The sequence below is a fragment of the Mycobacterium sp. Panama NTM2 genome (assembly GCF_054355555.1).
The window spans coordinates 1,288,923-1,309,415 of record NZ_CM135953.1 but is presented as its reverse complement, the minus strand read 5'-3'; the positions used below and the strand labels follow the sequence as shown (position 1 = coordinate 1,309,415).

The 20,493-nt window shown below is 67.9% G+C and carries 15 protein-coding genes; 11 read left to right on the top strand and 4 right to left on the bottom strand.

All coding sequences use genetic code 11. From position 1 onward, the window contains the following. Nucleotides 1–42: 42 nt before the first annotated feature. Complete coding sequence (locus ACXYX3_RS06320) at nt 43–513, bottom strand: Lrp/AsnC family transcriptional regulator (RefSeq protein ID WP_458610741.1); 471 nt, start codon at nt 511–513, stop codon at nt 43–45. An 82-nt stretch (nt 514–595) separates the two neighbouring features. Here ACXYX3_RS06320 and amaB point away from each other — a divergent pair, with 82 nt between their 5' ends. From amaB to ACXYX3_RS06285, 7 genes are all read left to right on the top strand, one after another. Beyond that, nucleotides 596–2,140, top strand: a complete 1,545-nt coding sequence (amaB, locus tag ACXYX3_RS06315; RefSeq protein WP_458610739.1) for an L-piperidine-6-carboxylate dehydrogenase — start codon at nt 596–598, stop codon at nt 2,138–2,140. Nucleotides 2,141–2,258: 118 nt separating this feature from the next. After that, nucleotides 2,259–3,080, top strand: a complete 822-nt coding sequence (locus tag ACXYX3_RS06310) for an SDR family NAD(P)-dependent oxidoreductase (RefSeq protein ID WP_458610737.1) — start codon at nt 2,259–2,261, stop codon at nt 3,078–3,080. Between the two features lie 316 nt (nt 3,081–3,396). Continuing rightward, nucleotides 3,397–5,157, top strand: a complete 1,761-nt coding sequence (locus tag ACXYX3_RS06305) for an NAD(P)/FAD-dependent oxidoreductase (RefSeq protein ID WP_458610735.1) — start codon at nt 3,397–3,399, stop codon at nt 5,155–5,157. Then, a complete protein-coding gene (locus ACXYX3_RS06300) occupies nt 5,127–10,646 on the top strand; it encodes a type I polyketide synthase (protein WP_458610733.1) in 5,520 nt (1,839 codons plus the stop codon). Before ACXYX3_RS06305 ends, ACXYX3_RS06300 begins: the two co-directional genes overlap by 31 nt. After that, entirely contained in the window at nt 10,643–11,494 is an 852-nt protein-coding gene (locus ACXYX3_RS06295; protein ID WP_458610731.1) for an ABC transporter ATP-binding protein, read from the top strand. Before ACXYX3_RS06300 ends, ACXYX3_RS06295 begins: the two co-directional genes overlap by 4 nt. Further along, a complete protein-coding gene (locus ACXYX3_RS06290) occupies nt 11,494–12,339 on the top strand; it encodes an ABC transporter permease (RefSeq protein ID WP_458610729.1) in 846 nt (281 codons plus the stop codon). Before ACXYX3_RS06295 ends, ACXYX3_RS06290 begins: the two co-directional genes overlap by 1 nt. Nucleotide 12,340: 1 nt before the next feature. Beyond that, nucleotides 12,341–13,684, top strand: coding sequence for a cation:proton antiporter (locus tag ACXYX3_RS06285; protein ID WP_458610727.1), 1,344 nt, complete (start codon nt 12,341–12,343; stop codon nt 13,682–13,684). Here ACXYX3_RS06285 and ACXYX3_RS06280 read toward each other — a convergent pair. Further along, entirely contained in the window at nt 13,681–14,010 is a 330-nt protein-coding gene (locus tag ACXYX3_RS06280) for a heme-binding protein (RefSeq protein WP_374238295.1), read from the bottom strand. The genes ACXYX3_RS06285 and ACXYX3_RS06280 overlap by 4 nt on opposite strands. 29 nt (nt 14,011–14,039) lie before the next feature. Then, a complete protein-coding gene (locus tag ACXYX3_RS06275) occupies nt 14,040–14,378 on the bottom strand; it encodes a hypothetical protein (protein ID WP_241203201.1) in 339 nt (112 codons plus the stop codon). Between the two features lie 591 nt (nt 14,379–14,969). Between ACXYX3_RS06275 and ACXYX3_RS06270 the strand changes: the two genes are divergently transcribed. Genes ACXYX3_RS06270 through ACXYX3_RS06255 form a run of 4 tightly spaced genes read left to right on the top strand, consistent with a single transcriptional unit; the run spans nt 14,970 to nt 18,267 of the window. After that, the gene (locus tag ACXYX3_RS06270) at nt 14,970–15,530 is read left to right on the top strand and encodes a hypothetical protein (RefSeq protein ID WP_241203018.1); all 561 of its coding nucleotides are present in this window, start codon (nt 14,970–14,972) and stop codon (nt 15,528–15,530) included. Beyond that, entirely contained in the window at nt 15,527–16,855 is a 1,329-nt protein-coding gene (locus ACXYX3_RS06265) for a Dyp-type peroxidase (protein WP_458610725.1), read from the top strand. Before ACXYX3_RS06270 ends, ACXYX3_RS06265 begins: the two co-directional genes overlap by 4 nt. Nucleotides 16,856–16,858: 3 nt before the next feature. Then, on the top strand, nt 16,859–17,869 hold the full coding sequence (locus ACXYX3_RS06260; RefSeq protein ID WP_458610723.1) for a hypothetical protein: 1,011 nt from the start codon (nt 16,859–16,861) through the stop codon (nt 17,867–17,869). Next, complete coding sequence (locus tag ACXYX3_RS06255; RefSeq protein ID WP_458610721.1) at nt 17,866–18,267, top strand: nuclear transport factor 2 family protein; 402 nt, start codon at nt 17,866–17,868, stop codon at nt 18,265–18,267. The genes ACXYX3_RS06260 and ACXYX3_RS06255 overlap by 4 nt, the downstream gene beginning before the upstream one ends. Here ACXYX3_RS06255 and ACXYX3_RS06250 read toward each other — a convergent pair. Then, on the bottom strand, nt 18,264–20,468 hold the full coding sequence (locus ACXYX3_RS06250) for a winged helix-turn-helix domain-containing protein (protein WP_458610719.1): 2,205 nt from the start codon (nt 20,466–20,468) through the stop codon (nt 18,264–18,266). The genes ACXYX3_RS06255 and ACXYX3_RS06250 overlap by 4 nt on opposite strands. Between the last annotated feature and the right edge of the window lie 25 nt (nt 20,469–20,493).

The window sequence follows — 20,493 nt, the reverse complement described above, 5'->3', positions numbered from 1 at the left end:
TCCTAACGGAATTTTTCCCGTCTGCACCAGTCTTTACCGTGACTAGTCCGGTATGACGCGCCTGTCGCTATAAAATTTATGTAAGATGATCGTGCTGCGGGTCTTGACGTCGGCCGCGGTGCGGATGCGTTGCAGCAGGCCTTCCAGCGCCCGGGCCGACTTCACATGGACCAGCAGCACATAGTTGTCGTCACCGGCCACCGAGTAGCACGCCTCGATCTCGGAGATGTGTTCCAGTCGGGCGGGGGCGTCGTCGGGTTGCGAGGGATCGAGAGGGGTGATGGCCACGAACGCCGACAGCATGTTGCCGACCGCCTCGGGATTGATCCGGGCGGTGTATCCGGTCACCACGCCTCGCGATTCCAGCCGGCGCACCCGCGACTGCACCGCCGACACCGACAGCCCCGCGGTCGCCGCCAGATGCGCCAGGGTGGCGCGCCCGTCGGAGACGAGTTCGCGGACCAGCACACGGTCGATCTCGTCGAGCGGCTGGCATTCGTCGGGCCCGGTCATGGCCGCACTGTATCGGAGGACCCGTGCCTGACAACCACATCCGCCGCGACCCCCACCACCTCTACGAGAAAGCCGCCGCCTCATGACCTCCACCGTCTTGTCCGCGCTCCCCACCTCCGATGACTTGCGTGCCCGGGTGCAGGAGGCGCTCGACGCGGTGGGCGCCCGGGTGGCCCTGGGCGCGCCGAACGCCGGCGGCATCACCGCCAGCTCCCCGATCAACGGTGACGTGCTGTTCACCGTCACCGAGTCATCCACCGACGAGGTCGACGCCGCGATCGCCGCGGCCGCCGACGCCTTCGCCATCTGGCGGACCACACCCGCCCCGGTGCGCGGCGCGCTGGTGGCCCGGTTGGGCCGGCTGCTGGTCGAACACAAGGACGCGCTGGCCACCCTGGTGACGATCGAAGCGGGCAAGATCACATCCGAGGCACTGGGCGAGGTGCAGGAGATGATCGACATCTGCGAGTTCGCCGTCGGCCTGTCCCGCCAGCTCTACGGCAAGACCATCGCCTCCGAACGGCCCGGGCACCGGCTCATGGAAACCTGGCATCCCCTCGGCGTCGTCGGCGTCATCACCGCGTTCAACTTCCCCGTCGCGGTGTGGGCGTGGAACACCGCGGTGGCGCTCGTCTGCGGTGACACCGTCGTGTGGAAGCCGTCGGAACTGACACCGCTGACCGCGATCGCCTGCCACGCGCTGCTGGCCCGCGCCTGCGCCGACGTGGGCGCGCCCACCGGCGTCTCCCAGCTGGTGCAGGGCAGCCGCGCGGTGGGCGAGCAGCTGGTCGATGACCGCCGCGTCGCGTTGCTGTCGGCGACCGGGTCGGTGCGCATGGGCCGGGAGATCGGGCCGCGGGTGGCGCAGCGCTTCGGCAAGGTCCTGCTCGAACTCGGCGGCAACAACGCCGCCGTCGTCACCCCGTCGGCCGACCTCGACCTCGCCGTGCGCGGCATCGTGTTCTCCGCCGCCGGAACCGCCGGTCAGCGCTGCACGACGCTGCGCCGGCTGATCGTGCACTCGTCGATCGCCGACGAGTTGGTGGCCCGGATCGTCGCTGCGTACGAGCAGCTGCCGGTCGGCGACCCCGCCGCCGAGGGCACGCTGGTCGGCCCGCTGATCCACGAGCGGTCCTACCGCGACATGGTCGGCGCGCTGCAGCAGGCGGCCGCCGAGGGCGGCGAGGTGATCGGCGGGGATCGGGTGGACGTCGGAGACGAGGGCGCCTTCTACGTCCGGCCCGCGGTGGTGCGGATGCCCGCGCAGAGCGAGGTGGTGCACCTGGAGACCTTCGCGCCGATCCTCTATGTGCTGACCTACGAGACGCTCGACGAGGCCATCGCGATGAACAACGCTGTCCCCCAGGGTCTCTCCTCGGCGATCTTCACTCTCGACGTCCGCGAGGCCGAGCGGTTCCTGGCCGCCGACGGGTCGGACTGCGGCATCGCCAACGTCAACATCGGCACCTCGGGCGCGGAGATCGGCGGCGCGTTCGGCGGCGAGAAGGAGACCGGGGGCGGCCGCGAGTCCGGTTCGGATGCGTGGAAGGCGTACATGCGCCGGGCCACCAACACCGTGAACTACTCCGCGGAGCTCCCCCTGGCCCAGGGCGTCCACTTCGGCTAGGCCCCCCTCGTGCCGCGAGCGCTGGGGGCACCACCCGCTCGCGAGCGAGCGGGTTTGTACGCCGACACGCCGCGCCGGGCGTACATTCTGCGCGCGCTCGCCGTCGAGAATTGTGGCTATGGAACTAGACGGCAAGGTCGCAATCGTCACCGGCGCGGGGTCGGGCATCGGTGCGGCGCTCGCGACCGGGCTCGCCGCCCGCGGCGTGCGGGTGGTCCTCGGCGACCTCGACGAAGCGGGCGCGCATGCCCACGCCGAGGCGATCCGGTCGCAGGGTGGTCAGGCCACCGGGTTGAGAGCCGACGCCTCCGACGTCGTCGACATCGAGGGCATGATCACGCTGGCCGGCCGCGAATTCGACCCCGTCGACATCTACATCGCGAACGCCGGCATCATCGGCCGGCCCGGGCTCGGCACCGAGAAGGACTGGGACACCATCCTCGACGTCAACCTGCGCGCGCACATCCGGGCCGCGAGACTGCTTGTGCCGCACTGGCAATCGAAGGGTTCGGGCTACTTCGTGTCGGTGGCTTCGGCCGCGGGGCTGTTGACCCAACTCGGCGCGGCCGGGTACGCGGTGAGCAAACACGCCGTCGTCGGGTTCGCGGAATGGTTGGCGATCACCTACGGCGACGACGGCATCGGCGTCAGCTGCGTGTGCCCGCTCGGGGTGGAAACTCCACTGCTGCAGGCGGTTCGGAGCACCGAAGATCCGGATGCGCGGCTCGGCGCCTCGTCGATCGAACAGTCCGCCGCGGTGCTCACCGCCGACGACGTGGCGACGGCGACCATCGAGGCGATGCTCGCCGACCACTTCATGGTGCTGCCGCACCTCGAACTCTTGGACATGTACCGGCACAAGGGCGGTGACTACGACCGGTGGATCTCGGGGATGCGGCGCTATCAGCGCGCGCTGCGCGCCCAGGGCGAGACGTCATAATCCCGTCACCTCCCGACCCTGGTGCCACCGACGCCGCCCCTGTTGGATGCGGGCACCTGCGCCGACTCCCTGTCACAGCAAAGCCACAGCCGTACGTCTGAGCAGCTAGATCAGATCGGGTACCGCGTCCGCTAATACGCGCCGGACGACCCGCGGGGACCGGTGATTTCCGGCTGCGGCCACCTCCGCCAGGGCCCGCACCGCGGCCCCCGTACACCGCCCGGTCGGCTCGTTTCATCGCCCCCGGTAGGGGCTGCGCCGCGTGTAATCTCCGAACTCTGGACACCCGTTTGGGCTCCACGAGGAAGGGACGAGGGTGGACGTTCGAGCGCAATTGTCACAACTCGACGAGACTGCGCGCGACGCACTCGCGCGCCGCATCAAGACCCGGCTCGCGGCCCGTGACGACGATACGAGCGATCATCACGTCGCGATCGTCGGCGGCGGCGTCGCCGCACTGACCCTGGCCCTCGAGTTGCGCTCCGTCCGGCCCGGCACCCGCATCCTCGTCGTCGAACCCAGCCCGCACCCGGTCCCCGAGATCACCCACACGGTCGGCGAATCGACCGTCGAGATCTCGGCGCACTACCTGCGCGAGCGGCTCGGGTTGGCCGATCACCTGCAGAACCACCAGATCCGCAAGATGGGGTTGCGGATGTTCTTCAGCCAGGACAACAACACCGACATCAGCCGACGCATCGAGGTGGGCAGCAGCGCGTTCGTTCCACAGACCACCTATCAGATCGACCGCGGCAGGTTGGAGAACGAACTGCACCGGCGATGCGTGGCCGAAGGTGTCGAGTTCCTGACCGGGCGAGCGCGGGCGGTGGCGCTGGGCGGCTCGGAGGCGCCGCACCGGGTGACCATCCAGCGTGACGACGATGTCGTCGAGCGAACGGCACGGTGGGTCGTCGACGCATCCGGGCGCAACCGGCTGCTGCCGCGCGAGCTCGACCTCAAGCGGGGCAACGGACACCACTGCAACGCCGCCTGGCTGCGCATCGCGACCGAGATCGACGTCGGGCAGTGGAGCGACGACCCCGCATGGCATGCCCGACTGTCCGAGGGGCGACGCGAGTATTCGACGAACCACCTGATGGGCGAGGGCTACTGGGTGTGGCTGATCCGGCTGGCGTCCGGCGCTACCAGTGTCGGCATCGTGGCCGACCCCGCCTTTCACCCCTTCGACGGGTTCAACACGCTCGACAAGGCCCTGGTGTGGCTGCGTGAGCGCGAACCGCAGTGCGCCGCGGTCCTCGACGAGAACGCGGGGCTCATCAAGGACTTCCGTGTGATGAAGCAGTACAGCCACACGGTCGCCAAGGTCTACGACGGGCAGGCCCGCTGGTGTCTCACCGGTGATGCCGGCGTCTTCCTCGACCCGCTCTACTCCTCCGGGCTCGACCTGGTCGCCATCGGCAACGGTCTGGTCACCGACATGATCACCCGCAACCTCGACGGATCCGACGTGATCGCCCGCGCCGCCATCGGTGACTCGATGTTCCGCTCACTGACCGACATGTGGTGCAACATCTACCGCGACCAATACGTGCTGATGGGGTCGCCGACGGTCATGTCGGTGAAAGTCATCTGGGACATCGCGTTCTACTGGGGCTTCATCGGATTCCTGTACAGCAACGACCGTTTCACCCAAGTGGCCGACGATCCCGAACTGGTGCCGTATCTGCAGGGTCTCATCGACCTGAGCAATCGCATGCAGCTGTTCTTCCGCGAGTGGGCCGCCGTCGAGCGCGATCCCACCCCCGCCCGATTCGTCGACCTCTACGTTCCGCTGAACTTCATGGCTACGCTGCACCACGCGATGATGGGCACCTCCGACGCCGTCCGCGAACAGTTCGACGCCAACGCGCTGCTGCTGCGACAGATCGCGGGCCAGGTCGTCGACGATGTGATGAGCGACAAGGCGTCTCGGTTCTCCGACGACGACGTGGTGGCCCAGGCGCAGGCATGGCAGCGTGACGGGCTGCTGCGCGAATTGCGCACCATCTTCCGTGAGCAGCAGGAAATCGACCCCATCTCCACCGGATGGGTGCTGAGCACCGCGGCAGCCCGATGAGCCCAGCCCACCGGGAGGACCGCGAGGCACTGGCGATCGTCGGCATCGGATGCCGACTGCCCGGAGGCGTCGACTCCCCCGCCGACTTCTGGCGCCTACTGCTCGACGAGGTCGATGCGACTCGCGAGGTACCTGAATCTCGTTGGCACGCGCCGCGATTCCACGACCCCACGGCGGGCAAGGCCGGGAAGATGGTGACCCGCCGGGGCGGCTATCTCGAGGAGATCGACCAGTTCGACGCGGCGTTCTTCGGCATCTCTCCCCGCGAGGCCAACCTGCTCGACCCGCAGCAGCGACTACTGCTGCACGCCACCTGGGAAGCTCTGGAGGACGGCGGAATTCCCGCCGACTCGCTGGCCGGCACCGACGTCGGGGTGTTCATCGGCGGGTTCACGCTGGACTACCAGCTGCTGCAGAACCAAGGACGCACCAGCCGATTCCGGTTCAAGCCGCACTCGGCGACCGGGATGATGATGACGATGCTCGCCAATCGCATCTCCTACGCGTTCGACTTCCGCGGCCCGAGCATGGCCGTCGACACCGCGTGCTCGAGTTCACTCGTCGCCGTTCACCTTGCCGCGCAGAGTATCTGGAACGGCGACTGCCGGTTGGCGCTCGCCGGCGGGGTGAACATCATCGTGGGCCCGAACACCGCGATCGCCGAATCCAAGAGCGGCTTCCTCTCGGCCGACGGGCGCTGCAAGGCCTTCGACGCATCGGCCGACGGGTACGCCCGCGGTGAGGGCGGCGCCGTCGTCGTCCTCAAACCTCTGCATGAGGCGGTGCGCGACGGCGACCGGATCTACGCCCAGATCCTGGGCTCCGCGGTCACCCAGGACGGCCACACCGACGGCATCACAGTCCCCAGCGAAGACGCCCAGCGCGCCGCGATCACCACGGCGCTCGAGCGCGCCGGTGTCGCAGCCACCGAGATCGGTTACGTGGAAGCGCACGGCACCGGAACCCCCGTCGGGGATCCGGTCGAAACCCGCGCTCTGGCAGGCGCACTCGCGGCGGACCGGACACCCGAGAACCCGCTGCTGATCGGATCGGTCAAAACGAACATCGGCCATCTCGAAGCCGGCGCCGGTGTCGCGGGACTCATCAAGGCCGCGCTCACCCTGCAGCACGGCCAGATTCCCGCCAGCCTGCACCTGGAAACCCCGAGCAGCCCGCTCGCGGAACTGAACCTCGACATCCCCCGCACCACGATGCCCTTCCCGAACGGGCAGCGACGTATCGCCGGGGTCAACTCGTTCGGGTTCGGCGGCACCAACGCCCACGTCGTCATCGCCGAACCCCCCACCGCCACACGGCAGTCCGACGGTCACGCGACCGAGCGGGGGCTCACCCTGTTGCCCGTGTCGGCACGCTCCCCGGAAGCGCTGGCAGCCACGGCCCGCCAATTGGCCGACCACCTGCAGGGCCACCCCGACATCGACCTGGCGGATCTGGGTCACACCCTGAGCAGGCGCCGCAGCCATCTGAGCCACCGCCGCGCGCTCACCGCCGCCGACATCGACCAAGGCCGCGAGGAACTGCTCAAACTGGCCGACACCGGCGGTGAATCGGCGGCTGCCCGCACCGGGACCGAGGCGCCGAAGCTGGCCTTCGTCTGCACCGGGATGGGCCCGCAGTGGTGGAAGATGTGCCGCGGCCTGCTCGACACCCATCCGGTGTTCGCCGCCAGCATGGAGCGCACCGATCGCGAACTCTCCCGCTACACCGACTGGTCGCTGCTCGCCGAACTCCGCCGCGACGAAGCCGAGTCGCGGATGGGTGAGACCGAGGTGGCCCAGCCGGCCAACTTCGCCATCCAGCTCGCCCTGGCCGAACAACTCGCCCACTACGGCGTGACGCCCGACGCCGTGATCGGGCACAGCGCCGGCGAAGTGGCGGCGCATCATCTGGCCGGATTACTGACCTTCGAGCAGGCCGTCGAGGTGATCTATCACCGCAGCCGCCTGCAGCAGCGCACCACCGGCATGGGCCGCATGCTCGCGGTGGGCCTGAACGCCGAGACGCTGATGCAGACCCTCGACGCCGGCACCGTCGCCGAGTTCGGGCACCGGGTGTCGATCGCTGCGATCAACAGCCCGTTCGCCGTGACGGTGGCCGGCGACGAGGACGTGCTCGCCGACATCGTGCGCCAACTCGACGACGCGGAGGTCTTCAACCGCCAGCTCGCGGTCAAGGTGCCCTATCACACCCACTACATGGACCTCATCCGCGACGATCTGTTCACCGCGTTCGACGCGTTGTCCTCGGCACCCGCACGCATCCCGCTGTACTCGACCGTGACCGGGGAACGGCTCACCGAGTATGCGGCCGGCGCGGCGTACTGGTGGCAGAACTGCCGCGCCACCGTCCTTTTCGAGGCCGCCGCACGACGGATGCTCGATGACGGCTACACCCATTTCATCGAACTGGGTCCGCATCCGGTGCTGGCGTCGTCCCTTCTCGAGATCGCCGGTTCACAGGGTGTCGCGGTGGTGGCGACCCAGCGCCGAGGTGAGGACGACGCCCGCACCCTGCTGGGCGGCGTGGCCGCGCTGTACGGCCACGGCCACGACATCGATTGGCGGGCATTCCATCCCGCCGGCAATCTGGTCACTCTGCCGACCTACCCGTGGCAGTCGAAACGCTTCTGGCACGAAACACAGGAGGCGGCCGAAGACCTGCACTACACGCCGGTGCACCCCCTCCTCGGCCAGCCGGTGACGGGCGCGCACCCCACCTGGGAGGTCGAACTCAGCGTCGTGTCGCTGCCCTTCCTGGCCGACCACCAGGTCCAGGGCGCAGTCGTGGTGCCCGGCGCCGTCTACCTGGAGATGGCGCTCGCGGCGGCCATGGAGACCTACGGAACTGCCTGCAGCGTCGACGATCTCGTGCTGCACCGGGCGCTCCTGCTCGACGACACATGCGATCCACTGGTGCGCACCACCCTGAACGAGGACGACGGCAAGATCGAATTCACGGCATTCACCGGGATCGGGGACGGCGACTTCGGTTGGATCGTGACCGCCACGGCCGAACTGAACACCCTGCCCTCCGTACCGGCCCACGACCACGGAGCCGAAGACCGCTCCGTCGCCACACTGGATTCCGACGAATTCTATGCGCGCACCACCGCACTCGGGTTCGCCTACGGCGACGCGTTCCGGCCGGTGCGCGACGTCACCGGCGGCAACGGATGGGCGCGGGCCCGGTTACGCATTCCCGCCACGGTCAGCCACGACATCGACGCGTACTCGGATGCCTTCTCGTTCCATCCGGCGCTGCTCGACGGTGCGCTGCAGGGCCTGTTCGGAACGTCCACGGTGGCCGACAACGCCACGAAGGCAACGTATCTACCCACCCGCATCCGCCACTGCGCCGTCTACGGGCGCCCGGAATCCGACATGACGGTGCACGTCAAGGTCGTCGCGGCCACCCGTGAGGAGATCGAGAGCGACATCACGGTCGTCGATCGTCTCGGGCAGACGCTGGTGGTCCTGCGCGGCTTCACCGTGCAGTCGCTGAGCGCCTCGTCGGCCATGTCCACCGAACGGATCGACCGAGGTCTCTTCAGCGTCCAGTGGCGTGACTGCCCTCCAACAGCGCGGGGCACCGCCGCGGCACCCCCCGGTCCCTGGCTGATCCTCTGCGACACCGTCGGTTTCGGGTCGGCACTCGCCCGTCGGTTGTCCGCCGACGGGCACCGCGTCATCGAGATCGCGCATCAGTCGGTGCCCGCCATCACCCGGACGGACACGGGATATGCCGTCGATCCGCAACGCGGAGAACAGCTTCGGGAGCTGATCGACCGGATACACCGCGACGAGGGCGGCGTGGGTGCACTCGTCGATTTCTGGCCGATCGACATCTACGGTTCCGATCACCGACTCGGTGTGCACGCCCTGCTCCACGCGGTGACCGCCCTCGCCGGGCGCGACGGCCCGCCACCGCGGGTGCACATCGTCACCGCCAACGCCCAGCCGGCGCTAGGCACCGAAGACCTGGCCGTCGACCAGGCGACGGTGTGGGGCCTGGGCCGGGTGATCGGACACCAGGAATTCCCCGAGATGTGGGGCCGTCTCGTCGACATCGACGACACGGACGACCCGGATCTGGTCGCCAGACGCCTCCACGCACACCTGCTCGACGAGGAGGCCGAAGACCAGATCGCGCTGCGCGGCGACCGCACGCTCGCCCCGCGTCTGCTTCCGTGCCCCGATCTGACCAAACCCTTCCCCACCAAGCTCAACGCCACCGCCACCTACGTCGTCACGGGCGGCACCGGTGCACTCGGGCGCAGTGTGGCGCTGCATCTCGCCGAACGCGGAGCACGACACATCACGCTGCTGAGCCGTCGCGAGCTCCCGCCGCGCGCGAGCTGGTCCCATCTGGATCCGGCGGACTCCCAGCACGCGACCGTCGAGACGATCCGCCGCATCGAACGGCTCGGCGCCCACGTGCGGTGCGTCGCCGTCGACATCACCGACGCCGAGCACGTGGAACGCTGGCGCGACGAGCATGACCGCGCGGGCAGCCCGCCGATCCGCGGCATCGTGCACGCCGCCGGATCGGTCGACGACCGCCTCCTCGTCAGCATGACCGAAGAGGACTTCGCCACCGTCATGGCGCCCAAGGTCATCGGTACTCGCCTGCTGCACAACGCCTTCGAGAAGGCTGACCTCGACTTCTTCGTGATGTTCGGCTCGGCAGGCTCGGTGATCGCCTCCCCCGGGCAGGCCAACTACGCCGCCGCGAACGCCTTCCTCGACGCGTTCGCCCACTACCGACGCGCCCGCGGCTTACCGGCGCTGACCATCGGTTGGGGGCCGTGGTCGGTCGGGATGGTCGAGGAGCTCAAGCTCGAGAAGATCTACGCCAACCGGGGTATCGAGTTGATCACCCCGGGCGCCGGCGTCCGGATCCTGGATCGCCTGCTGTCCCAGAAGGTCGCTCACGTCGTCGCGATCACCGCCGACTGGAACCGGGCCCGCCAGGGCTTCGGCGCGCGGCTGCCTGCGATCTACCGTGACCTCGAGACCGGTGGTGATTCTTCCGCAGGTGCCGGCGCGGCGTCCCTGATCGACACCCTTTCCGCACTGCCCGACGCCGACCGGCTCCCGGTCGTCACCGAGCACGTCCGCGGCATCGTTGCTGCGGTGTTCGACTGTGCGGCCGACGATGTCGAACCCGACGCCATGCTCGACGACCTCGGGTTGGACTCGATGATGGCGATGGAGTTCCGGGTACGCATCAACACGATGTTCTCGATCGACCTGCCGGTGCTGGAGATCCTGCGGGGTGTGACCGTGAACTCGCTGGCCGCCCGGATTCTCGCCGAATTGCGCCAGATCCACGCCGACAGCGTCGAGGCCGAGGCCGCCGTGTCCGCCGAGATGGCCGCCGACGACCTCGACCAGCTGATCGCCACGCTGTCCGACGAGGAGCTGCGGGCTCTGCTGGCCGACATCGAAGGAAGTGCGGACGCGCAGTGACCGCAGCAGATCTCGCGCCCGCCGTGCACATTCGAGGGCTGACCAAGTCCTACGGTCGCGTGCAGGCGGTGCGGGGCATCGACCTCGACGTCGCCTACGGCGAGGTGGTCGCGATCCTGGGCCCCAACGGTGCGGGCAAGTCGACGACGATCGAGATCCTCGAAGGACACCGTCGACGCGACGCCGGCGCCGTGCGAGTGCTGGGTGAAGACCCCGGCACCGCCGACCGGACCTGGCGTGCGCGCATCGGCATCGTGCTGCAGGACGCCAGTGACTTCGGCACGCTGACCGTCGCCGAGACGCTCCGCATGTTCGGGCAGTGCTACAGCAGAGCGCGCGCTCCGGAGGACGTGCTCGACCTCGTCGGGCTGGCCGGCAAGGGCGAGGTCAGGGTTCGGACGCTGTCGGGCGGTCAGCGCCGACGGCTCGACGTCGCGCTGGGCATCATCGCACGACCGGAGTTGCTGTTCATGGACGAGCCGACCACCGGATTCGACCCCGAGGCGCGACGCCAATTCTGGGATCTGATCAAGGTTCTCGCCGCCGACGGCACCACGATCGTGCTCACCACGCACTACCTCGAGGAGGCCGCCGCACTGGCCGATCGGGTCGCCGTCATCGCCGCCGGACGCCTGGTTGCCGTCGACACGCCACACCGCCTCACCGCCGCCGCGCACGCGACCGCGACGGTGCGGTGGATCGAACGCGGCGAGGAACGCATCGTGCACACCGACCGTCCCACCGAGTTCGTCAGGCAGCAGGCCGCGGACGGCGGCGAGCTCACCGCGCTGACGATCACCCGACCCAGCCTGGAAGACGCCTACCTCCAGCTGATCGGCGCGACGTGATGACCGCCTCGTCGCAATCGAGAGCCCGCCACAGCTCGCGGTCCACCATCGCGCTGCCCTCGCCGCTGCGCATCGGAGCGTCCCGGGTGATCCCCGAATTGAAGATGTTCTACCGGCGCCCCGAACAGATGGTGCTGACCTTCTCGATGCCTGCGGTCATCTGCCTTCTGCTGGGTTCGATCTTCTCCCAGGACCTTCCGGGCACCGGAACGTCGACGAGCGCGGTGATCGCCGCGAGCATGCTGGCCTACGGGATTCTGTCGACGTCCTTCATCAACCTCGGCATCAGCGTCGCCGCCGACCGGGAGACCGGTGCGCTGCGGCGGCTGCGCGGTACCCCGGCGACCGCGACGTCCTACTTCGTCGGCAAGATCGCCCTCGTCGCGATCGCCAGCTTGGCCGAGGCTGCGATCCTGCTGCTGGTCGGGCTGCTCGTCTTCGGGCTGCATCTACCCACTGGGATCAGCGAATGGCTCACTCTCGGTTGGGTGTTCGCGCTCGGAATCACCAGCTGCTCGCTGCTGGGAATCCTGATCAGCAACGTCGCCAACAACGCGGTCTCGGCCGCTGTGCTGACCAACGGCCCCGCGGTCAGTCTGCAGTTCATCTCGGGCACCTACGTGCCGATCATGGTGCTGCCCGCGTGGATGCTCACCATCGGCTCGCTGTTCCCGGTGAAGTGGATGGCACAGGGGTTCCGGTCGGTGCTGTTGCCGCCCGAGATGGAGGCCTTCGAACCGGCAGGCAGCTGGGAGCACGAACGCATCTTCTGGGTGCTCGCGGCGTGGACCGTGATCGGTCTGCTGGCCTGCCTCAAGGTGTTCCGGTGGTCGGAGACGCGCTGACATGCCGCCTCTGCTGACGATCACCTATCAGTTCTTCCTGCAGATCGTGGTGATCCTGGCGACCTATCGGCTGCTGTGGCCGCTGCTGCGGCGTCTGGGCCAGGTGCAGGTGGTCGCGATCATGGTCGCCGGGTTCCTGCTCGGACCCTCTGTGCTGGGCGCGATCTGGCCGCAGGCGCAGCACTGGCTGTTCCCGACGAAGCTGACCATCGGGACCGAAACCATCACGCACCCCAATCTGATCGCGATCTACGTCGTCGGCCAGCTCGGCCTCGTGCTCTACATGTTCCTGGTGGGCTCGTCCTTCAAGCTGGACATCCTCGGCGCCCATACCCGGCAGGCCGGTGCCACGTCGTCGGCCGGGATCGTCGTTCCGCTCGTCCTGGGCGGCCTACTGGGCTGGTGGATGGTCGATTCCGGCGGCTACTTCACCGACAAGGTCGCGCACTGGCAGGGCGGGTTGTTCGTCGCCGCGGCCGTGGCCATCACGGCGTTCCCGATGCTGGCGTGGATCGTCTACGACTCCGGGCTGCTGAACACCCGGCTGGGCACCATGTCGCTGTCGTGCGCCGCGGTCGACGACGCCTGCTCGTGGGTTCTGCTGGCGACGGTGGTCGCCACCGCGAAGGGCAGCGTGCTCGGCGCCGTCATCGCCGTCGGTGGCGGCCTGGTCTACCTGGTGTTCATGATCTACGCCGGGCGCCCCCTGCTGGCGCGGCTTCAGACGTGGACGCCCCGCCGCGACTCCGAGAGCACCGGCGGCCTGCCGATCGCAAAGCTGAGCATCGTCTTGCTGGTGCTGCTGACCGCGAGCTGGTTCACCGATCTGGTCGGGATCTATTCGGTCTTCGGCGCGTTCGTGGCCGGATTGATGATGCCGCGCGGAGATTTCCTCGACAGGATTCGCGATCGTTTCGAGCCGCTGACCGCCTACCTGCTGCTGCCGGGATTCTTCATCTATTCGGGGCTGAACACTCAGCTGAGCCTGATCCTGGACAGTTCCACGCTGCTGATGGCGGGTGTCGTGCTGGTCGTGTCGTTCGCGGCGAAGTTCGGCGCCATCGGGCTGGCCGCGCGTTGGCAGGGCATGAGCTGGTACGAGGCCGGCTCGATGGGGGCACTGGCCAACGCCCGCGGGCTCATGGAGCTGATCCTGCTCAACATCGGTCTGGAAGCCGGGCTGATCACGGGCAAGCTCTACACGATCCTGGCGGTGATGACGATCATCACGACGTTCGTCGCGACGCCGCTGCAGCGCCTCTTCGCGCGGCGGCTGGAACGCACCGGGAACCGGTTCGGGCCCAACGGGGTGGAGCCGGTCGACGCCGTAGTGACCCGCACTTAGCCGCAGCGATTACGGAAGTCGACCGCGGGTTGGCGGATGCCCTGCAATTCCGCCTGCACTTGCGGGTTGGCCGACGCGTAGTCCGCCAGCGCCGACTGCCGCTGGTCCTTGGGCACGTCCTTCAGCGAGGTGAAGAAGTCGTTCACTTGCGGATGAGTGAACAGATACGCCGACGTCGACGCCGTCACTCCCGCCATGATGCCGGCGAGATCTGCTGCGGTGCAGTTGGGTTGGGCCTGCGCCGGTGAAGCCGCGCAGACCAGGACGGCGCCCGCCCCGAGCGCGCCCGCGATCATCCTCCGCGCCATGCTGAATGAGATGGCCACTGTCTTCTCCTCGGTTGCTCGGGGTTTCGTCATCGTCGTCCGCCTCGTCCACCGCCACCGGGCCGGCCACCGCCGCCCCCCGGCCGGTTGCCTGGGCGTCCCGGCGCACCGATGCCGATACCGGGGTCCCAGTCCATGTTGATGTCCCAGGTGACGCCGTCGTTGCAATACCAGTCGTACTCACAGGGATAGGGGATGTACGGGCCTGACGATCCGCTGGGTCCGTCACCTGTGTTCGCGCCACGAACGTCGCCTTGGGAGCAGATGGTCGTGCCGCCCGCGCTGGTGCAGTCGGCTACCGCGGGCGGTGCCGACTCCACGAGAGCGACGACGAAGACGCCGGCCGCCACCACGCCCATTGCGCGCATCATCGGCGGCCACCCCCGCCGCCGCCACCACCGGGTCGGTTCCCGGGCGTGCCCGGTCGACCGCGATCTGGACGTGGAAGGTCGTTGTTGGGCCGAGGTGGAGGCGGCGGCGAGACGTCCAAGCCGAGATCCCATTCTGATCCGTCGTAGCAATACCAGTCGAACTCGCACGGGTAGGGCACGACGGGCCCGTTGTCCGATCCGCCGTTCTGATCGCAGACCGTGATTCCGCTGCTCTTGACACATCCGGCAGCGGCAGAGGGCGCGGTGACTGCCGGCACCGTGACCAAGGAGGTCAACAGAAGCGTCGATGTGGCAATCACTTTCGCGGTTCTCATCGCTGCCCCACTTTCTCGGTGAGCGCATGGCCAAGTGACGACGAAGTCCTGGTGGACAGAGACTAGGAGCGCCCCCGCCGGGCGGACATCCCCCACACTGGGGGAAATCGACCGCCGTCTCGCAATCCCGTGAGCAACCGCGCCCAGCGGAGGTACGCTGCGATCGCCCGGGGTCGGCGTGAACCGGCAACCCTTGCGCCGGAGAGTCGTTGACCCCGGGCCTCCCCGCGGCCAGTCGCACGAAAGGCTTCCCATGGGCATCCACGACGACGCCTGGCAGCGGCCGGCGGCCATGGCCATCCCGCCGGAGGGCTACTTCGAACTGGAGCGGGGACGCTATGGCCCCACCTATCCCCGAACGCCCGCGTGTTACGGCTTCTCGATCATCGCCAAGGTCAAGGAGGGCCGAGAGGAGGCTGTCCGCGCCTATGGCAAGCAGATCGAAGACGCGATCAAGGGCAGCCCGGACGTTCTGGCGCCGCTGAAGCTGCACTATCTGCGGTGGGTGCTGTTCGACGTCGGCTCAGGTCTGCACTTCCAGTATCAGGGGATCTTCGATACCGACTTCGACAAGTACACCGAAGACGCCGTTCGACTGTTCAGCGAGACCGGCATCACTACCGTCTTCACGAACCTCGAAGGCTTCCCGGAGGACTGGAAGACCAACCCGCAGGCCTTCATCGAGTTCGTTCGCGCACACCAGTGCCCGAGCTTCCTGGAGTACGGCGAATACCCCTACGTCACGGCGGATGAGATCAAGAAGGCGCTGAAGCTCAAGGCGGCGTTCTCCGACATGCTCGACCAGATGCAGTGACCCTCGAACTCGACGACATCCAGCACATCCTGCTGACCCGCACCCCCGCGATGACCGGGAGGTACGAGTTCCTCACGTTCGACACTCCCGAAGCGGGGCGCACCTGGCTGGCCGAGATGGCACAGCGCGCACAGTCGGCCGCCGACGTCGCCGAGACGATGGATGCCTCCAAGCGGTGGATCACGCTGGCGTTCACGTGGAACGGCCTGCGCGCGTTGGGTGTACCGCCCGAGGCTTTGGCGAGTTTCCCCGACGAGTTCCGGGAGGGCATGGCCGCCCGGGCCGACATCCTCGGCGACACGGGTGCCAACGCTCCGGAGCACTGGATCGGCGGTCTGGCCGGCGATGACCTCCATGCCATCGCGATCCTCTTCGCACGTGACGACGACGAGCACAGGCGGTGTGTGGGTGAACATGACGCGTTTTTGGCACGATGCCCCGGTGTCCGCAGCCTGTCCCATCTCGATCTGAACGCCCACCCCCCGTTCAACTACGCCCACGATCACTTTGGGTTCCGCGACCGGCTGTCCCAGCCCGCCATCAAAGGAACCGGAGAAGAGCCCACCCCGGGGTCGGGCGCTGCCCTCGAAGCCGGGGAATTCATCCTCGGATACCCCGACGAGTACGGACCACCGGCGAATCTGCCTCGACCCGATGCCCTTTCCCGCAACGGCAGCTTCATGGCCTACCGGAGACTCCAGGAGCATGTCGGGGCGTTTCGCGCATACCTCGCCGACAATGCCGGAAGCCCCGACGAGCAGGAGCTGCTGGCAGCGAAGTTCATGGGCCGCTGGCGCAGCGGTGCGCCGCTGGTTCTCGCCCCGACCGCAGACGATCCCGAGCTCGGGGCCGACCCCATGCGCAACAACGATTTCACGTACAAGGACATGGATCCGTTCGGGTACGCATGTCCGCTGGGTTCACACGCCAGACGGCTCAATCCCCGCGACACGGCACCGAACATGAATCGCCGCAGAATGATTCGTCGCGGCGCCACCTACGGTCCAGCGCTACCGGACGGTGCGCCCGAGGACGGTGTCGACCGCGGAATCGCCGCGTTCATCATCTGCGCCAGCCTCGTCCGCCAGTTCGAGTTTGCGCAGAACGTGTGGATCAACGACAAGACTTTTCACGAACTGGGCAACGAGCACGACCCGATCTGCGGAAGCCAGGACGGCAGCCTCGACTTCACGGTGCCGAAGCGACCGATCCGCAAGGTCCACAAGGGCATCCCTGCGTTCACGACGCTGCGCGGGGGCGCCTACTTCTTTCTGCCGGGCCTGCGCGGCCTCCGCTACCTGGCCGAGCGGGGGAAGGATGCGTAGAGCATGACCGTGCGGGCCGCCCGAACCTACAACCAGGACCATGTGCGCCGAGCATCCGACGGCAGGCGTCGGGTGAGCATCTACTGGACGTGGAGTTACCCCTGGGAGGCACAGCGGGATCCCGCGGCCATCTCCAATCGCTTCTCCACGATGACCGAGGTGCGCAACGTCGTCTACCCCGCCTACGAGCACCCGGAGTTCGAGGCCGCGAACTTCCTCCAGGGCATCGCGGGCACCCTCGAGTTGTTTCATCGCTCCACGCTGACGTTCCAAGACCTCACGGTCGAGCTGACCGGCCATCCGGCCGCGGTGTTCCAGCGTGTCGACCAGGCCGGGTACGCGCAACCGATCGACGAGCGGATCCTCGCCGACACCGACACCTTGATGGTGTTCGGGCTGGACCATCTGACGTCAGGACTTCAGGCCAGTGACGCTGAGGTGCAGAGCCTCGAGGCCTGGCTCCGCCGCGAGGGGACGTGTCTGCTGCTCGCGCCGCATCATGACGTCGGGTTCACCGACGACCTCGCCCAACGCCAGATGGAGTACGAACATCACGGTGATCGGCTGGTCCCTCGGCAGCAACGGTTCAGTCAGTACACCCGGTCGTTGATGCGGGCACTCGACGTGCCGGTGCACAACACCTGGGGGTTGCGTCCAGCGGTCATCGACGGGACACGCGACATCGCGCCTCTGACAACGTTTTCCGATCTCGACCAGCGCGGCTTCCTCACCGACGTTCCGACGTTGAGCTTCCACCAGCACCTTCCGCATTACGAACTCACCGCACCCGAGAGCGCAAGCCTGCGAGTGCTGGCGCGGCAACGTGTCGATCCGCACCGGCCGCACCCCTTCACCGCCGCGGGCAACACTGAATTCAACTGTGTGATCTGGATGCCACCCACAGGTGAGCGAGCAGGGGACATCCTGCTGATCGACTCCACCCACTTCACCACCCTGTTCGGCGGCACCGAGAGCCTGCGGACACTGTGGCGCAACCTGGTGACGATGTCATGAGGGCAGGAGACGATCCGATGACCGCGGTGCGTCGCTACGTCGACGCCGTGAACCGGGCCGACCCCGCAGCAATGGCATCCGAATGCGGGGACAGCATGCAGATTCTCGATGGTATGGCCCCGCACGTGTGGCAGGGACCAACGGCCAGCGAAGAATGGTGGGCCGCTGTGCTCGTCGAGGCGGATCACCTCGGCACCGGCGACTACCACATCACGCTGGGCACACCGCGACACGTGGACATCGAAGACCATGATGCCTATGCGGTGATCCCGGCCGCCATGGCGTTCACACTCGGTGGCCGACGCCACGTCCAGGAGGGTGCGACGTTCACCGTCGCACTGCGAAACTGCGACGACGTGTGGCGACTGACCGCGTGGAGCTGGTCCAAGGGCGGCTAGACCGAGGTGAAGCCAAGCCTTTTCGATTCGGTGACGGCATCTGCACGTGACGACACACCCAGCTTGCGGTAGATCGCGGTCGCCTGCGACTTTGCGGTTTCGCGACCTATCACCAGCGAGTCGGCGATCTGCTGCAAGGTGAGATGAGTGGACAGATAAGGCAGCAACCGCAACTCCGCGGCCGTCAGCGGACTGTGCCCACCACAGGCCAACGCGCGCACCCGATCGATCCTCTGCAAGAGCGCGGTGGCGTCTGGCTCACGGCGCCCGGCATGCTCGGCCGCGCTGAGGTGGCGGGTGAGCATCGCGGAGTCCTGCACAACCGCCGCCGTCCATGCCAGTAACCCGTGCCCGAGCAAGGCTGTGCGCGCGGCCATCTCCCCGAGGCGGTCGAGCAACCTCTCGGTGATCGCCACCGACACCCGCGCTGCCGCCTCGTTCCCGACCCGGGCGGACATCACTGCACTCGTCGCATAAACGACCACCATCGGCACCACATCGCACAGGTCGTACTTGTCGGCCAGCAGTCGCGCGGCTTCGCTGCGCGCGATGGCCGTGTCGTCATCGCCGGCAGTCAGATGCAGCAGCGCAAGGTGGGCCAGCGCGGCAGCCTGGAATCCCGGAACGTTCTCCGTAGCAGGAAGCGCGGCCTCGAGTAACATCCGGGCTCGCGCGACATGGCCCAGCATCGACTCCGCCGCACCCATCATGACCGTGGCGGCACCCCACCACGGGTTGACCAGCTGGTCCCCCGCATCGCGCACGATGTCCGCCTGCCGAATCACGTCGCGTACCCCGCCCACACCCAACAACGAACCGATCAGTGCGACGGCAACTTTCACCGACGGCGTGCCGTCCGACAACGGCGAGCCACGGTCGGCCGCCTGAGCATCGAGCAGAGAGCGCCCGATCATCTCGGCGTCGCCGGTCGTCACCCCCAGCCACGCCCGAGCGAGCGCCGCGTCGGGATATTCGGCGAACGTGGCGGTGTCGAGCATCCCCAGCCGACGCGCGAGTACGCCTGCGCGACCGTCGAAACCGAGCCGGACGGCGTCGCGGCCCACCAGGGCCGCCGACCGGGCCCTGTCCTCGGCGATCACCGCGTGCACCAGCGCACCATCGATGTCACCGTCACGCTCGAAGAGCGCCGAGGCGCGAGAAGCCAACATGCGCAACCGATCCGGGTCGTTCGAGCGCAGACGGTTTCGAAGCACGTCGGCGACCAGTCGGTGATAGCGGTACCACTGACGATGGTGATCGAGGGCGACCAGGAACCCGTTCGCCGACGCTGACAGGTCGTCGAGCAACAGCTCTGAATCGGTGCGATCGAGGACATCGTCGAGTTGTGCTGCGCTGAAGCGGTCCAGGACCGACGACTCGACGACGAAGTCGGCGATCGTCCCGTCCAGGCGGTCGAGCATTTCTTCGACGAGGTACTGTCCGATCAGTCCGTTCCTGCCCGCCGTCGCGTCGATCGGGGCGCCGTCGCGGAAGGCCATACTGGTCAACACGATTCCTGCGGCCCAGCCCTCGCAGAGCCGGGTGATCCGCGTGGTCGTCGCGCGGTCGCACACGACCCCCACCGAGGCGATCGCAGCAGCCGCTTCGTCGTCGGCCATTCGCAGCTCGCGGGCGTCGACATCCACAACGTCTTCGGCAAGGCGGCGGCGGGCCAGATCCATCGGCACGGGGCGGCGGCCCACCACGGCGATGACCGTCGACCGCGGGACCCTGTCGATCAATGCACGGAGCACGACGACCGCCTCCGTTGCATCGAGGTGATGGGCGTCGTCGAACACGATGACGAGCGGACCTGCCGCCTCGAGTGCGGCGATGAGAGAGGGCAGCAGCTGGGCGAGCGGCTCACGGCCGGGGCCGCGAAGGTAATCGACGACGGCGTCGTCGAGTCGGGACACCGCAGCGACGGCGGTGGCGACATGCAGCAGAAGGTGAGCGGGATCGTTGTCGAGGTAGTCGAGCCGAGTCCACGCGAACGGCCGGGCATCGGCCTCGTCCCACAGCGCCACGGCTGTCGTCTTGCCGTAGCCGGCGGGAGCCGTCACGGTGACCACGCGCGCGTCGAGAGCCCCGGTCAATCGTTCGACCAGGCCAACGCGAGGCACCGCACTCGCAGCGATGCGCGGCCGGCCGATCGTGGCCACCGGCACGAAAGCTCGCCAGCCCCCTGCAACCACGCCCATATCGTAAGCCCCTCACCTGCGCCGA